General features: G+C 68.5%; 13 protein-coding genes and 1 riboswitch. Of the genes, 9 read left to right on the top strand and 4 right to left on the bottom strand.

Annotation, left to right across the window (positions count from 1 at the left end; translation table 11 throughout):
* A partial coding sequence (locus tag AC6LKG_RS19540) for a DUF2157 domain-containing protein (RefSeq protein WP_498167090.1) occupies positions 1 to 975 on the bottom strand: 975 nt, incomplete at its 3' end.
* Between the two features lie 62 nt (positions 976 to 1,037).
* Here AC6LKG_RS19540 and AC6LKG_RS19545 point away from each other — a divergent pair.
* The 5 genes from AC6LKG_RS19545 to AC6LKG_RS19565 all read left to right on the top strand — a co-directional run bounded on the left by AC6LKG_RS19545 (position 1,038) and on the right by AC6LKG_RS19565 (position 7,310).
* The gene (locus AC6LKG_RS19545; protein ID WP_498167093.1) at positions 1,038 to 3,689 is read left to right on the top strand and encodes a DNA topoisomerase III; all 2,652 of its coding nucleotides are present in this window, start codon (positions 1,038 to 1,040) and stop codon (positions 3,687 to 3,689) included.
* A gap of 133 nt (positions 3,690 to 3,822) precedes the next feature.
* A complete protein-coding gene (locus AC6LKG_RS19550; protein ID WP_498167094.1) occupies positions 3,823 to 4,881 on the top strand; it encodes an ABC transporter substrate-binding protein in 1,059 nt (352 codons plus the stop codon).
* On the top strand, positions 4,881 to 5,651 hold the full coding sequence (locus AC6LKG_RS19555; protein WP_498167097.1) for an ABC transporter ATP-binding protein: 771 nt from the start codon (positions 4,881 to 4,883) through the stop codon (positions 5,649 to 5,651). The genes AC6LKG_RS19550 and AC6LKG_RS19555 overlap by 1 nt, the downstream gene beginning before the upstream one ends.
* 7 nt (positions 5,652 to 5,658) lie before the next feature.
* The gene (locus tag AC6LKG_RS19560) at positions 5,659 to 6,513 is read left to right on the top strand and encodes an ABC transporter permease (RefSeq protein WP_498167100.1); all 855 of its coding nucleotides are present in this window, start codon (positions 5,659 to 5,661) and stop codon (positions 6,511 to 6,513) included.
* A gap of 14 nt (positions 6,514 to 6,527) precedes the next feature.
* On the top strand, positions 6,528 to 7,310 hold the full coding sequence (locus AC6LKG_RS19565) for an SDR family oxidoreductase (protein WP_498167103.1): 783 nt from the start codon (positions 6,528 to 6,530) through the stop codon (positions 7,308 to 7,310).
* 105 nt (positions 7,311 to 7,415) lie between these two features.
* Here the strand turns inward: AC6LKG_RS19565 and ilvB are convergent, their stop codons facing one another.
* Positions 7,416 to 9,239 carry a biosynthetic-type acetolactate synthase large subunit gene (ilvB, locus tag AC6LKG_RS19570; RefSeq protein ID WP_498167105.1) on the bottom strand — a complete coding sequence of 608 codons (1,824 nt, stop codon included), beginning with the start codon at positions 9,237 to 9,239 and terminating at the stop codon, positions 7,416 to 7,418.
* A 93-nt stretch (positions 9,240 to 9,332) separates the two neighbouring features.
* Between ilvB and AC6LKG_RS19575 the strand changes: the two genes are divergently transcribed.
* Positions 9,333 to 9,803 (top strand): Lrp/AsnC family transcriptional regulator, encoded by a 471-nt coding sequence (locus AC6LKG_RS19575; protein ID WP_498167107.1) that lies wholly within the window; start codon positions 9,333 to 9,335, stop codon positions 9,801 to 9,803.
* Positions 9,804 to 9,924: 121 nt separating this feature from the next.
* Here AC6LKG_RS19575 and AC6LKG_RS19580 read toward each other — a convergent pair whose 3' ends face one another.
* Positions 9,925 to 10,845, bottom strand: coding sequence for a bestrophin family protein (locus AC6LKG_RS19580; RefSeq protein ID WP_498167109.1), 921 nt, complete (start codon positions 10,843 to 10,845; stop codon positions 9,925 to 9,927).
* A 109-nt stretch (positions 10,846 to 10,954) separates the two neighbouring features.
* Between AC6LKG_RS19580 and AC6LKG_RS19585 the strand changes: the two genes are divergently transcribed.
* Together AC6LKG_RS19585 and ribB are read left to right on the top strand one after the other, a co-directional pair.
* On the top strand, positions 10,955 to 11,476 hold the full coding sequence (locus AC6LKG_RS19585; RefSeq protein ID WP_498167111.1) for an SET domain-containing protein: 522 nt from the start codon (positions 10,955 to 10,957) through the stop codon (positions 11,474 to 11,476).
* 638 nt (positions 11,477 to 12,114) lie between these two features.
* Positions 12,115 to 12,272: riboswitch (FMN riboswitch) on the top strand.
* A 108-nt stretch (positions 12,273 to 12,380) separates the two neighbouring features.
* The gene (ribB, locus tag AC6LKG_RS19590; RefSeq protein WP_498167113.1) at positions 12,381 to 13,100 is read left to right on the top strand and encodes a 3,4-dihydroxy-2-butanone-4-phosphate synthase; all 720 of its coding nucleotides are present in this window, start codon (positions 12,381 to 12,383) and stop codon (positions 13,098 to 13,100) included.
* A 108-nt stretch (positions 13,101 to 13,208) separates the two neighbouring features.
* On the opposite strand, the gene AC6LKG_RS19595 is transcribed toward ribB, so the two are convergent.
* The gene (locus AC6LKG_RS19595; RefSeq protein ID WP_498167116.1) at positions 13,209 to 14,417 is read right to left on the bottom strand and encodes an MFS transporter; all 1,209 of its coding nucleotides are present in this window, start codon (positions 14,415 to 14,417) and stop codon (positions 13,209 to 13,211) included.
* 152 nt (positions 14,418 to 14,569) lie between these two features.
* Between AC6LKG_RS19595 and AC6LKG_RS19600 the strand changes: the two genes are divergently transcribed.
* Positions 14,570 to 15,250 (top strand): TetR/AcrR family transcriptional regulator, encoded by a 681-nt coding sequence (locus AC6LKG_RS19600; protein WP_498167118.1) that lies wholly within the window; start codon positions 14,570 to 14,572, stop codon positions 15,248 to 15,250.
* Positions 15,251 to 15,259: the final 9 nt, after the last annotated feature.

A 15,259-nucleotide genomic window follows, 5' to 3' on the forward strand; every position in this document is an offset into this window, starting at 1 on the left:
GGCGGGCGCGGCAGCGGCGGCGGCCCGCGGCGGCTGGGCCAGCCCGCGCAGCCAGCGCGCGGCCCACACGCCTTCGGCCATCAGCAGCGCCGCCAGGGGCAGGGCCGCCCAGACGCCGGGCTCCAGGCGCAGCAGCCATTCGCCGACGATGCGCAGCGACACGCAGATGACGCCAGCCACCAGCATGGCCAGGATGACCAGGTCGCGGCGGCCGCGCTGGTAATAGAAACCCAGGCCCAGCGTCACCGCGATCCAGGCCAGGCCGTTGACGGCGCCCAGGCCGCGCGACATGCCGTTGCCGATCACCAGCACCGTCACCATCGGGCCGAACACCAGTGCCGTCACCAGCGCGCTGATCACCAGCGCCGCCAGGACCCGCGGCCCGACCAAGGTGCTGGCGCGCCAGCGGTGCGCGGCCAGTTCCCAAGCCAGCAGCAGCGCCAGGTTCCAGCCCGCCACGATCAGGCTGGCAACCTGGGGACCGCCCAGAATCAGCCACCAGGTGAAGGCCCGCTCGCCCAGCCACAGGACCAGGGCCACATTGGTCACCAGCGCCCACAGCAGCCACACCGCCTGGCTGGCCGCGGCCAGGGCCCAGGGCAGCAGCAGAAGCGCCCACCAGGCGAACAATTCCCAGGTATCGGCGCCAGTCTGGTAAGTTTGACCCAATAACGCGAGCAACGCGCCCAGCAGGATGCCGGCCAGGGCCAGCAGCGCGCCGGGGATGCTGCGGCGCACGCCCGGGGTGCCGCGCAGGCGCAACCCGGTCCATGCCGCGGCCAGCGCACACAGGGCCAACAGCCCCTGCGCCCCGGCGAAACGCTGCACTTTGGTCATGTCCTGCCAGTTCGCGGCAACCCAGCAAATGGCGGCGCTGCCGAGCAGCAGGACCCCCAGCCAGAGGGTGCTGCGCGCCAGGAATTGGCGCCATGCGTGAAGTTCCGATCCCACTTGCCGTTCAATGCCGACTTGCATATCGCGAAACTCCGATCTTATTATCCGCGCTACTACGGCGGGTCTGCCGCCACTGGATACACATGAATAAAACGCTGATTATTGCCGAGAAGCCCTCGGTGGCCCTTGATATATCACGCGCCTTGGGAGGCTTCGCGCGCGAGGGCGACTATTTTGAAAGCGAACGTTACGTCCTGGCGTCCAGCATCGGGCATTTGCTTAGCTTGGTCGCGCCCAACGATCCGGTCAAGGGGAAGTGGAGCTTCACGCACCTGCCCGTAATTCCGCCTGAATTCGAGCTGGGGCCAACCGACAAGAAATCGGCCGAACGCCTCAAGTTGCTGGTGCGCCTGGCCAAGCGCAAGGATGTCGATGCCATCATCAACGCCTGTGACGCGGGGCGCGAGGGCGAACTGATCTTCCGCTACATCATTCAGTATGCGGGCGTGAAGAAGCCGATCCAGCGCCTGTGGCTGCAGTCCATGACGCAGGCCGCCATCCGCGAGGCCTTCGCCAACCTGCGCGACGACAGCCAGCTCAAGCCGCTGGAGGCCGCCGCCCGCTCGCGCGCCGAAGCCGACTGGCTGGTGGGCATCAACGGCACGCGCGCCATGACCGCCTTCAACAGCAAGGACGGCGGCTTCTTCAAGACGCCGGTGGGCCGGGTGCAGACCCCCACGCTGGCCATCGTGGCCGAGCGCGAGGAACGCATCCGCCGCTTCGTGCCGCGCGACTACTGGGAAGTGCGCGCCACTTTCGTAGCCGCCGCCGGCCTGTACGAAGGCCGCTGGATCGATCCGGACTTCAAGAAGGACGAGCGCGACCCCGAGAAGCGCGAGTCGCGCCTGTGGTCGCAGGCCGCCGCCCAGAGCGTGGTGGCCGCCTGCCGCGACCAGCCAGGCAGCGTCACCGAGGAATCCAAGCCGTCGACCCAGATGTCGCCGGCCCTGTACGACCTGACCTCGCTGCAACGCGAGGCCAACGGCCGCTTCGGCTTCTCGGCCAAGACCACCCTGGCGCTGGCCCAGACCCTGTACGAACGCCACAAGGCGCTGACCTACCCGCGTACCGATTCGCGCTATCTGCCCGAGGACTACATCGGCACGGTGCAGGAAACCATGCGCGCGCTGGCCACGGGCGGCTCCAATGCCGTCGGCGGTCTGTCGCGCCATGCCCAGACCGTGGTCAGCCAGCACTGGGTCAAGCCAAACCGCCGCATCTTCGACAACAAGAAGGTGTCGGATCACTTTGCCATCATCCCGACGCTGCAGATCCCGCACGACCTGAGCGAGGCCGAGGCCAAGCTGTACGACCTGGTGCTCAAGCGCTTCCTGGCGGTGTTCTTCCCGGCCGCCGAATACCGCGTCACCACTCGCATGACCGAGGTGCAGGGCCATCGCTTCCGCACCGACGGCAAGGTGCTGGTCAATCCGGGCTGGCTGGCCGTGTACGGCAAGGAAGCCCAGGGCGAGGACGCCAACCTGGTGCCGGTGGGCGACGGCGAGACCGTGCGCACCGAGGACGTCGAAGCCGTGGGCCTGACCACCAAGCCGCCGGCGCGCTTTAACGAAGGCACGCTGCTGTCGGCCATGGAAGGCGCCGGCAAGCTGGTGGACGACGAGGAACTGCGCGAGGCCATGTCCGAACGCGGCCTGGGCACGCCGGCCACCCGCGCGGCCATCATCGAAGGTCTGCTCAACGAGGTCTACCTGCGCCGCGAGGGCCGCGACCTGGTGCCGACCGCCAAGGCGCGCCAGTTGATGACGCTGCTGTCGGGCCTGGACGTGTCGGAACTGACCTCGCCCGAGCTGACCGGCGAATGGGAACACAAGCTCAAGCAGATCGAGCAGGGCGCGTTGGACCGCCAGGCCTTCATGCGCGAGATCGCCCAGATGACGCAGGTGATCGTCAAGCGCGCCAAGGAATACGAGCGCGACACGGTGCCCGGCGACTACGCCACGCTGCAGACGCCGTGCCCCAAGTGCGGCGGCGTGGTCAAGGAAAACTACCGCCGCTACGCCTGCACCAACTGCGACTTCTCGATCGGCAAGCATCCGGGCGGGCGCACCTTCGAGCTGCCGGAAGTCGAGGAACTGCTGGCCAAGCGCGAGATCGGTCCGCTGCAGGGCTTCATCAGCAAGATGGGCCGGCCGTTCGCCGCCATCCTGCGCATCAGCGGCGAGTACAAGCTGGAATTCGACTTCGGCCAGAACGACGAGGACGACAACGAGGCGGTGGACTTCTCCGGCCACACGCCGGTGGGCAACTGCCCCAAGTGCCAGTCGCGCGTGTTCGAGCACGGCATGAGCTACGTCTGCGAGAAGTCGGTGGGCCCTGAAAAGAGCTGCGACTTCCGCTCGGGCAAGGTCATCCTGCAGCAGGAAATCTCGCGCGAGCAGATGGAAAAGCTGCTGACCGACGGCCGCACCGACCTGCTCGACGGCTTCGTGTCCAGCCGCACCAACCGCAAGTTCAAGGCCTTCCTGGTGCGCCAGCCCGACGGCAAGATCGGCTTCGAGTTCGAACCGCGTCCGGAAAAGCCTGGCCGCGGCCGCGCCCCGGCCAAGACCGCCGGCGCCGCCACCAAGACGGCGGCGAAGAAGGCGCCGGCCAAGAAGGCCGCGGTGAAGAAGACCGCCACCAAGACCGCCACGAAAACGGCCACCAAGACGGCGACCAAGACCGCCGCCAAGAAGGCCGTGAAGAAGGCCGCGCCCAAGAAAACCGCGGCGTAAGCCGCCGCGGTCTACACTTGCGTGGCACGACGAGAACGCCCGGGCAACCGGGCGTTTTCCATTGTTGGACGGCAGGCGCCGCTGCGGTATTGTTGACGCCAAACAACCACACACGTTCGAGACCGAGGAAGACATGAGCACGAGCCCCCACTTCACCACCCGCCGCCGCGTGCTGGCCGCAACCGGGGCGCTGGCCGGCGTCACCCTGATCGGCGGGCGCGTCGCCTTCGCCCAGCCCAAGCTGGGCCGCGTGGTCTACGGGCAGGGCAGTATCGACCCGTTCTTCGCGGCCGGCTACGTGGCGCTCAAGAAGGGCTATTTCGGCGAAGGGGGCCTGGAGGTCGAGTACCTGAATTCGCAGAGCGGCCCGCGCACCAACCAACTGCTGGCGGCCGGCCAGATCGCCTTCGGCGCCACCGCCGCCACCGCCGCGCCGGCCCTGACGCTGGCCGGCAAGGCGGCCACGCTGGTGTTCGGCTTCGACCGCAAGCTGACCTACGCCAACGTGATCGTGCGGCGCGAGGACTTCGACAGCGGCAAGATCAAGTCGCTCAAGGACCTGGCCGGCAAGCGCGTGGGCGCGACCCAGCCGCAGTCCAGCACCTGGCTGATGGCGCTGTACCTGATGCAGAAGGCGGGCGTGGCCGACAAGGTCGACATCCGCCCCCTGGGCGACCTGGCCACCATGCTGGGCGCGCTCAAGACCGGCTCGGTGGCCGCCAGCATGGCCACCATGTCGATGATGGAACAGGCCCGGCAGGAAGGCTGGGGCGTGCCGATCTTCGACGCCACCACGGAAGCCTCGTGGAACGAATTCATGGGCGGCGACGTGCCGGGCATCGCCGCGCTGACGCTGCAGGACACCATCCAGAAGCGGCCCGAGACCGTGCAGGCCTTCGTCACCGGCCTGGTGAAGGCGCAGGACTTCATCACGGCCCATAGCGCCGCCGAGATCACCGACGTGATCTACGACGATTATCTGAACGCCTTCCCGCGCGCCGCCATCGAGAAGACGCTGGGCGTGTACAAGGACACGGTATTTCTGAAGGACAACCTCATCACCGAGGACGCCTACAACCGCATGACCGCGATCATGGGCGACGGCCGCCAGTTCTCGAACGACGAGATCAAGACCGTGCCGTACGCCAAGTGCGTCGACATGAGCTTCGTGCGCAAAGCGCGAGGCCTGTGATGATCACGCTGGACCGGGTGGGCAAGGCCTACCAGACGCGCCAGGGCACTACCCACGCGGTGGGCGAGGTCAGCCTGGAGATCGCGGCGGGCGAGTTCGTGTCGATCGTCGGCCCCTCGGGCTGCGGCAAGAGCACGCTGCTGAACATGATCGCCGGCTTCCTGCCGCCCACCACCGGCCGCATCATGGTCGACGGCCGGGTGGTCGATGGCCAGGTGCCGCCGGCGCTGGGCTACATTTTCCAGAAGGACACGCTGCTGCCGTGGTTCAGCGTGAGGAAGAACGTGGCGCTGGGCCTGAAGTTCCAGGGCGTGCCGGCCGCGCGCATCGCCAGCCGGGTGGCCGAGCTGCTGGAGCTGGGCCACCTGACGGCCTTCGCCGACGCCTTTCCGCATCAGTTGTCGGGCGGCATGCGGCGGCGCGTGGCGCTGCTGATGAGCCTGGCGGTGGAGCCGCGCATCCTGCTGCTGGACGAGCCGTTCGGCGCGCTCGATACGCACACCAAGACCCACCTGCACCGCGAGTTGATGGAGATCTGGCGCAAGCTGGGCCAGACCGTGGTGCTGGTCACGCACGACCTGGACGAGGCCATCCTGCTGTCCGACCGCGTGGTGGTGCTGTCCGGCCCGCCCAGCCGCGTGCTGCTGGACGAGCGCATCGCCATCCCGCATCCGCGCGACGTCTTCACCCTGCGCGAGACGCCGCAGTTCGTCACCCACGTGCAAAGCCTCTGGAGCGTGCTGGGCCAGCAGTTCCGCGCCGCCGCCTGATTCCGCCATGACCGCCCCCGAATTGACCGATACCCTGCAGGACCAACTGCGGCTGGACCGCCGCGCCAGCACCTTGCGGCGCCTGCGCATCACCTTCTGGCAGGTGCTGATCCTGGCCATCATCCTGGGCTCCTGGGAAACGCTGACGCGCATCCCGTGGTTTACCCAGAACACGCTGTTCGATCCGTTCTTCATCAGCCAGCCGTCGCGCGTGGCGCTGCGGCTGTGGGAATGGCTGCAGCCCGGGCCACGCTCGGTCTGGCCGCACCTGTGGCTGACGCTGCAGGCCACGCTGGTCGGGCTGGTGGTGGGCGTGGGCAGCGGCTTCATCGTCGGCATGACGCTCAGCCGCAGCCGTTTCCTGGCGGACGTGTTCAACCCGTTCATCGTGGCCTTCAACTCGATGCCGCGCATCGCCTTCGTGCCGCTCATCACCATGTTCTTCGGCCTGGGGCTGGCGTCCAAGGTGGTGACATCGTGGTTCGTGGTGTTCTTCCTGGTGTTCTTCAACACCTACAAGGGCGGACGCAGCGTCGAGCGCGAGCTGGTGGACTTCTGCCGCACGCTGGGCGGGTCGCCGCGCCAGATCCTGTGGCGCGTGCGCATCCCGACCGCCGCCGCCTGGACCTTCGCCGCGCTGCCCAACGCCATCAGCTTCGCGCTGATCGGCGTGGTGCTGGCCGAGTTCGTCGGCTCCACCACCGGCATGGGCTACCTGATGATCACCGCGCTGGCTACACTGAACGCCACCGACATGTTCGCCGCGGTCACGCTGCTGTCCATCGTCGGCATCGCGCTGGTGTACTGCATCACCTGGCTGGAACGGCGGCTGCTGCACTGGGCGCCCGAATTCCGCGAATGAACCGAGCCGCGACCATGACGACTTCCTTGCCCTATCTGCGCAACTTCGACCTGAGCGGCCAGGTCGCGCTGGTGACCGGCTCGGCCCGCGGGCTGGGCTTCTGCATCGCCCGCGCGCTGGCCGGCTGCGGCGCGCGCGTGCTGATCAACGGCCGCAATGAGCAGGCCGCGGCAAGCACCGCCGCCGCGCTGCGCGGCGACGGCCTGGACGCGCACGCGCTGGCCTTCGACGTCAGCGACGATGCGGCCATGGCGCGGGCGTTCGCGCGCATCGACGCCGAACATGGCCGCCTGGACATCCTGGTGAACAACGTCGGCGCGCGCAACCGCAAGACGCTGGCCGACACCAGCGCCGCCGAGATCCGCGAACTGATCGACACCGACCTGGTGGCCGGCATCCTGCTGGCCAAGCACGCCGCCGAGCGCATGGCGCGCCAGGGCGGCGGCCGCCTGATTGCCATCACCTCGGTGGTGGGCGAGCTGGCGCGCGCCGGCGACGCGGTCTATCCGGCCGCCAAGCAGGGCCTGACCGGCATGGTGCGGGCGCTGGCGGCGGAGTTCGGCGGGCGCGGCATCACCAGCAACGCGATCGCGCCGGGCACCTTTGCCACCGAGACCAATGCGCAGATGGTGGCCGACCCGGGGGTCGGCCCGCGCATCGCGGCGCGCAACCCGACCGGGCGCTGGGGCGAGCCGGAAGAGATCGCCGGCGCGGCGGTGTTCCTGGCGTCGAAGGCGGCCTCGTACGTGAACGGCCACGTGCTGGTGGTGGACGGCGGCCTGTCGATCCAGTTCTGAGGACGCGCTGCCAGCGCCGTAAAAACGAAGGGGCCCGCAAAGGGCCCCTTCATCATTCCGGCGGTCCCGGCAGGGATGTCCGCCTGCCCGGCAATCACCGCCGACTCAGGTCGTCTCGTCCTGGTACCAGACGCCTTCGGCCAGCATCATCTTGTGATGGCCATGGCCGGCCGGCATCATGGGGAAGCAGTTCTCCTGCGCCGTCACCGCCACGTCGAGGAAGTAGGGACCGTCGTGCGCCAGGCACTCGGCCAGCGCCGCGTCCAGTTGCGCCGGGTCCTCGACCCGCGCCGCGCCCCAGCCGAAGGCCCGCGCCAGCGCCACGAAGTCGGGCAGCGAAGCGTTGTAGCTGTGGCTGTAGCGGCCGCCGTGGATCAGTTCCTGCCACTGGCGCACCATGCCCATATAGCCGTTGTTGCACAGCACGACCTTGACGGGCGTCTGGTGCTGCATGGCGGTGGACAGTTCCTGGATGTTCATCAGCACCGAGGCGTCGCCGCTGACGCACACCACGGTCTTGTCCGGATGCGCGACCTGCGCGCCGATGGCGGCCGGCACGCCGTAGCCCATGGTGCCGGCGCCGCCGGAGGTGAGCCAGCGGTACGGCTGGTCGAAGCGCAGGTATTGCGCGGCCCACATCTGGTGCTGGCCGACGTCGGTCGAGACGATGGCGTCGCGCCCGGCCAGCGCCGCGTTCAGGCGCGACATCAGGTGCTGCGGCAGGATGGCGTCGGCCGCCGGGGTATAGCCCAGGCAGTCCTGCGCGCGCCAGGCCTGCACCCGCGCCCACCACGGAGCCAGCCGTGCCGCATCGAGCGGCCCGCCCAGTTCGGCCTGCAGGGCGCGCACCAGCGGCAGGCAGTCGCCCACCAGGGCCACGTCCACCCGCACCACCTTGTTGATGGAAGCGGGGTCGATGTCGATGTGGATCTTGCGCGCATGCGGGCAGAACTCGGACAGCTTGCCGGTGATGCGGTCGTCGAAGCGGGCGCCGATACACACCACCAGGTCGGCGTTGTGCATGGCCAGGTTGGCCTCGACCGTGCCGTGCATGCCGAGCATGCCGACGAACTGCGGATCGGAAGCCGGGAACGCCCCCAGGCCCATCAGGGTCAGAGTGCAGGGCGCGCCCGTGGCGCGCACCAATTCGGTGAAGGCGGCGCAGGCCTCGGGACCGGCGTTCACCAGCCCGCCGCCGCCGTAAAAGATGGGGCGCTTGGCCTGGGCGATCAGCGCGGCGGCGCGGCGCACGGCCGACTGCGGCAGCTTGGGCGCCAGCTTGCCCGACTGGCGCCGAGCGCGCAGCGCCGCCAGGCGCTGTTGCGAGGGCGCATAAGGCTCGCCGTCATCGGCGTCGCGCGGCACGGCCAGTTGCACGTCCTTGGGGAAATCCAGCAGCACCGGGCCGGGACGGCCCTGGCGCGTCAGTTCGAAAGCGCGGGCGGTGACGTTGGCGACATCTTCCACCGAACGCACCTGGGTATTCCACTTGGTCACCGAACGAGAGATGCCGATGGCATCGCATTCCTGGAAGGCGTCGGTGCCGATGGCGCTGGTGGCCACCTGGCCGCTGATGCACAGCACCGGGATCGAATCGCACATGGCGTCCAGCAGGCCCGAGGTGGTGTTGGCCATGCCGGGGCCGGAAGTCACGAACACCACGCCGGTGCGGCCGGTGGTGCGGGCATAGCCCTCGGCGGCGTGCACGGCGGCCTGTTCGTGGCGCACCAGCACGTGGCGCAGGCGCGGCTCGGCGTAGAGCGCGTCGTACAGCGGCAGCACGGCGCCGCCGGGATAGCCGAACACGGTGTCCACGCCGTGCGCAATCAGCGTTTCCAGCAGAATCCTGGCCCCATTCGCGGGGGGAGTTTCAGGGGCGGCAAGCGCGGCGGCGACGGAGGGGTGCAGGCGATCGTTCATGCTATCCATCTTATTGGGAATCCGGGAGAATATTTATCTTCTTTTCCACGAATTGCCGGCAAACGCAGTAAATTTATCTTTGGATCGGAGGAATCAAAGAAAATGAACCTGGACAAGTTTGATTTGGCGATTTTGCGCGTCCTGCAAGAGAACGCCCGCGCCAGCCTCAACGACATCGGCGCGGCGGTCGGCCTGTCGTCCACGCCCTGTTGGAACCGCATCAAGCGCATGGAGGCGGCCGGCGTGATCCGCGGCTACACGGTCGACATCGACCCGGCCAGCCTGGGCTTCATGGACACGGTCATCGTCCACGTGACTCTGGAAAGCCACAGCGAGGAAACGCTGTATGAATTCGGCCGGGCGCTGGCGCAGATCCCGGAAGTGCTGGAAGCCTTCCTGGTGTCGGGCGACTACGACTACTACATCCGCATCGCCGTGCGCGACACCCGCGACTACGAGCGGCTGCTGCGCGAGCAGCTGTACCGCATCCCCGGCATCCGCCACAGCAAATCCTGCTTCGTATTGCGCCGCCTGAAGGAAACCATGCTGCCGCTGAACGGGCCGGCCAGTTGAGCACGCGCGGACGGGCGGCGAGGGCGGCGCGGACGCGCCGTGAACGGGCAGGGCAACGCGTCCTTCGTCCCCGCGCACACGCATGGCGCACCGCCGCGGCATGCACGGCGCCGCGGCGATGTCAGCGCAGCACGCAGTCCACCGGCTGCGCCGGCTCGGGCAGCGGCCGCACGCCCAGCCCGTCCAGCAGGTCGATCTCGATCACCCGCGCCAGCGCCGACAGCGGCAGGTCGTTTTCCTCCAGGCCGAACGGATCTTCCAGCTCGTCACCCAGCGCATCCAGCCCGAAGAAGGTATAGGCGATGATGGTGACCGCCACCGGCATCAGGTATTCCAGCGTGCCCACCAGCCCGAACGGCAGCAGCAGGCAGAACAGCCAGGCCGTGCGGTGCAGCAGCAGCGAATAGGCGAACGGCGTCGGCGTGTACTTGATGCGCTCACAGGCGGCCTGGATCGCCGCGCACTGCGCCACGCGCTGGGTCAGCGCCTGATAGAGAATGTCGGTCAGCTCCCCGCGCCGCAGGCAGGCCGCCAGGTCGCGGTTGATCGCCAGCAGCAGCGCGTCGGGCACATTGCGGTTGCCGGCCAGCGTGTCCAGCTCGTCCGGCTGCACCCAGGGCCGCACCGCTTCCAGCACGTCCTGGTCGCGCAGCCGCGCCGCCAGCGCATAACCGAAGCCGATGCAGCGCCGCACCAGCCTTTCCTGCACCGGATTGGCGGTGCTGGCCGCCAACAGCACCGCGCTCTCGCGCGCCAGGCTGCGCGCCTGCACGATCAGGTCGCCCCATTGCTTGCGCGCTTCCCACCAGCGGTCGTAGCAGACGTTGTTGCGAAACCCCATGAACACCGACAGCGCCAGCCCGAACAGCGAAAACGGCACCGCCGACAGGTGCGTGGGCGAGAACCATTGGCGGTGGTACATCCACACCACCACGCACGACAGCAGCGTAATGACCAGGATGCGGCTGAAGATGCGGGGAATGATCGAACCGCGCAAGACAAAGAACAAAGCCAGCGCGGAAGGCCGCGGACGGACAATCATGGTGCGGGTAAACAAAATAACGGGGCGGCGCCCACTATACGCCTGTCATCGTGTCATGAGCGCGCCGATATAATTCTGTTTCGTCTCACCGCCACACTGCCGCCACTCAATGACCTCCGAAGACACCCCCATCAAGCCCTGGTACGTCGTGCGCCGCTCCAAGCTGCACGGCAACGGCGTCTTCGCCGCCCGCAAGATCCCCGCGGGCACCCGCATCATCGAGTACGGCGGCGCCCGCATCAGCGCCAAGGAAGCCGACCGCCGCCACCCCACCAACCCCGACGATCCCTTCCACACCTTCTTCTTCGCCCTCAGCTCCGGCCGCGTCATCGACGGCGGCGACCAGGGCAACGACGCCCGCTGGATCAACCACTCCTGCGAGCCCAACTGCGAAGCCCAGGAAGGCAAGCACGGCAAGCGCGTCTACATCGTCGCGCTGCAGGACATCCCGCGCGGCACGGAACTCTCCTACGACTACGGCCTGGTCCTGGACGGCCGCATCACCAAGGCCCTGAAGGAAGGCTACAAGTGCCTCTGCGGCACCCCGCCGTGCCGCGGCACCATGCTGGCGCTGCCCGAAAAGAAGAAGAAAAAGAAAAAGGCCGAAGCGGAAACGGAAACCACGAAGTAAGCAAGCGGCGCGGGCGCCAACAGCACAGCCACAACGGCTGCGCTCGCCCAACACCCGGTATCCAGCCCGCCCCAACCACGCTCGCGCCACCGCCATGCGGCCCGCGGCCGAGGCGATACCCGCCCCGCCCGAATCTACGGCCCACCCATCACCAAGACCACGCGACGCCCATCCCTAACGCCAGCCGCTGCGCCGCCACGCCGGCCCGGCAGCCAACCCGGCACCGCCCCGACGCAACACACCCAAATGCCAAAGAAGGCCGCCCGCGCGGCCGCCTTTGGCGACCCCGCAACCCCCTCCGACCCAGCCCGGCTCTTGGCCAAAACGCCAAGCAAGCCACCCGCCCCCACGCCCGTGAAGTGACAACCGACCGAGCCGGGGGTGGCGGGGCTTGGGGGGAGCGGGGCGTGTAGATGCGCCCAACGGAAACCGAAGGGAGCCGAAGGCGGACGAGGTTGAGGCAGGGGCAGTCCGGAGCGAACGCTCCGGACCGCAATCGTAGCCCCGCTCCCTCCAAGCCCCGCCACCCCCGGCGTCTTAAGAACCCAACCCCAAAACCCCACGCGCAATAAGCATATTCAGCTCCACCCCCAAGACCAGCGTAAAATCCCCGATGTCGTTAACACGACAAACAAGCAGTACGTCTTCAGGGCGGGGCGAAATTCCCCACCGGCGGTATGCCAAGCAATTTGGCGAGCCCGCGAGCGCCCGGCGTCCTTCACGGAGGACACCGGGGTCAGCAGATCTGGTGAAATGCCAGAGCCGACGGTCACAGTCCGGATGAGAGAAGATGTGCCGTCACACGCCCCCTGTCCGCGCCCCACACGCGCGGGCATTCGGTTTGCGTTCGGCTGTCGATTAGCCCTGAAACGTTTTTCGCCCACTTTTTCGCGAGAGCGTTTCAATGTCCAACGTTACCCTTACCCCGCAGTCCCCCATCCCCAGCCTGGCCGCCCAGCCCTTCGCCGTGCGCCTGCAACGCGCCCTGCATCACCTGCGCCTGGGCCGTCCCGTCATCCTCATGGATGACTTCGATCGTGAAAACGAAGCCGACCTAATCGTCGCCGCCGACAAGCTGACAGTACCCGTCATGGCCCAGCTGATCCGCGACGGCAGCGGCATCGTCTGCCTGTGCCTGCCCGGCGAAACCCTCGACCGCCTTGACCTCGCCCCCATGGTCCAGCGCAACCAGAGCCGCTTCGCCACCGCCTTCACCGTCTCGATCGAAGCGCGCGAAGGCGTCAGCACCGGCGTGTCGGCCGTGGACCGCGTCACCACCATCCGCGCCGCCATCTCGCCCACCGCCCAGGCCGACGACATCGTCAGCCCCGGCCACGTCTTCCCGCTGCGGGCCCAGCCCGGCGGCGTGCTGGCCCGCCGCGGCCACACCGAAGGCTCGGTCGACCTGGCCACGCTGGCCGGCCTGCGCCCGGCCGGCGTGCTGTGCGAACTGATGAACGCCGACGGCACCATGATGCGCGGCGCCGCGCTCGAGCGCTATGCCGCCCAGCACGGCCTGGTCGCCCTGACCATCGCCGAACTGGCCGACCACCTGCGGCAACTGCGCGACGGCCAGGCCCAGCCGGTCGATGACGAAGTGCTGGAAATGGCCGCCACGGTCTGAACGTAAAAGGGCGCCCACGTCAGCGGGCGCCTTGATCGTCAATCGATACGCCAGCCCCAGGCGGCAGCCCGGTCCGGGCCACCGCCGGGTCAGCGCAATGCCGCCGCCTTACGCGGCGGCCGCCCGGCCGCGCAGCGCCATCGCCACCAGCACCGCGCCCAGCGCGCACGCCCCCCCCAACGCATACACTGCGCCGTAGCCCTGCACGCCGGCCAGCCAGCCGGCAACGGGGCTGGCAATGCCCAGCGCCACGTCCAGGAACGCCACATACGCCCCCATGGCCGCGCCACGGCTGGCCGGCGGCACCCGGCGCACCGCTTCCACGCCGAACGCCGGGAACGCCAGCGAATAACCCGCGCCGCTCAACAGCGCGCCGGCAAACGCCCACGCCGGCGTCGGGCCCATCCAGATCAGCCACTGGCCGGCCGCCTCGATCAGCACGCACACCAGCGCCACGCGCGCGCCACCCAGCTTGTCGGGCAACCCGGCGAAGAACAGCCGCGCCACGATGAAGCCCACGCCGAACAGGCTGAACATCCACGCCGCGCCGTCCCAGCCGCGCTGCGCGAACAGCAGGCTGATGAAAGCGGTAATGACGCCAAAGCCGACGCTGGTCAGCGCCAGGCCCAGGCCCGGCAGCATCACCATGCCCAGCACGCGGTAGAACGGCGTACGCGCGCCGCCGGCCGCTGGCACCCCGCGCTGCGGCAACACCAGCGCCAACGCCAGCATCGGGATGAACACCGTGGCCCAGGCGATGCCTTCAAAACCGGCCGCGCCGTACAAGCGCATGCCGGCGGGCGCGCCCAACCCGAACGCGGCGTAGATCGCCACGCCGATCCAGGCCATCACGCGGCCCGCGTTCTGCGGCCCGACGCGGCCCACGCCCCAGCTCAGCGCGCCGGTGACGATCAGGCTTTCGGCGCAGCCCATGAGGGCGCGGCCGGCCATCAACGCGGCCAGCGCCGCGCGCGGTTGCGCTGCCTGCGCGTTGGCCAGCAGGTACAGCAGACCCGCCACCGACCCCAGCAGGAAGCCAGTGACCACCGCGCGCCTGGCACCGCGCCGATCGGCCAGCGAACCGGACCAGGCGCGCGACAGCAGCGCCGCCGCGAACTGCAGGCCGGCCACGATGCCGACCACCAGCGCCCCCTGCGCCAGCACGCCGTCGACGTACAGCGGCAGCACCGGCATGGGCAGGCCGACCATGAAAAAGCCGACGAAGACCGCCAGCGCCAGGGGCAATATCTGCATGAAAACGGGACGCGCGGTCCCGCCGGCCGCGGGCAGCGCCGTGGCCGTCGATGAAGTCGACATGAGGATTCCTTGAAAGGGGAGAAACGGCGCAGTGTGGCCCGCTCGTCGCAATCGACGATGGCATAATCGGCCGGTGCTCGACGCGATTCCAGTTGCGTATCGAAATTTTATGAGCCGGTGCTCAGGTTTGAAACTCGCTTTCCCCGAACTCCATGACATCCATCCCGCAGCCCCGTAAATCGCCACGCCAGCAACGTTCGCAACAGACCGTGGACACCATTTTGCAGGCGACAGCTCGCGTTCTGGCCGAGCACGGCTACGCCGGCACCAACACCAACCGGATCGCCGAGACCGCCGGCGTCAGCGTCGGTTCGCTGTACCAGTACTTCCCCAACAAGAACGCGCTGATCGCGGCGCTGCACGAGCGCCACGACCAGCAGATGCTGGCGCTGATCGACCAGGTGCTGGACGGCAACCCCGCGGCCACGCTGCGCGAACGGGTCGCGGCCATCGTCGCCGCGTCGCTGCATGCGCACCTGCTGGAGCCGGCGCTGCACCGCGTGCTGGAACGCGAATTCCCGCTCTTTGACCAGCCGCGCGACCACAGCCGCGCCGACCAGGACATCCACCGCCGCATGCGCCACCTGCTGGAACTGCACCGCGAAGAAATCGCGCAGCAGGACCGCGAGCTGGCGACCTACGTGGTGTTGCGCATCATGGAGTCGCTGGTGCACGCGGTGGCGCTGGAGCCGCCGGCCGGGTTCGATCCGCGGCAACTGGAACGGGCGGTGGTGGACGCAGTGATGGGATACCTGGGCACGCCGACCGCCAGCGTCAAGGCCCGGGCCAAGCGCGCCACGACCCGCCAGCCGAGTCGCGCCAGCGCAGCCTGAAGCCGGGGA

Source organism: Achromobacter sp. 46006, assembly GCF_059761975.1.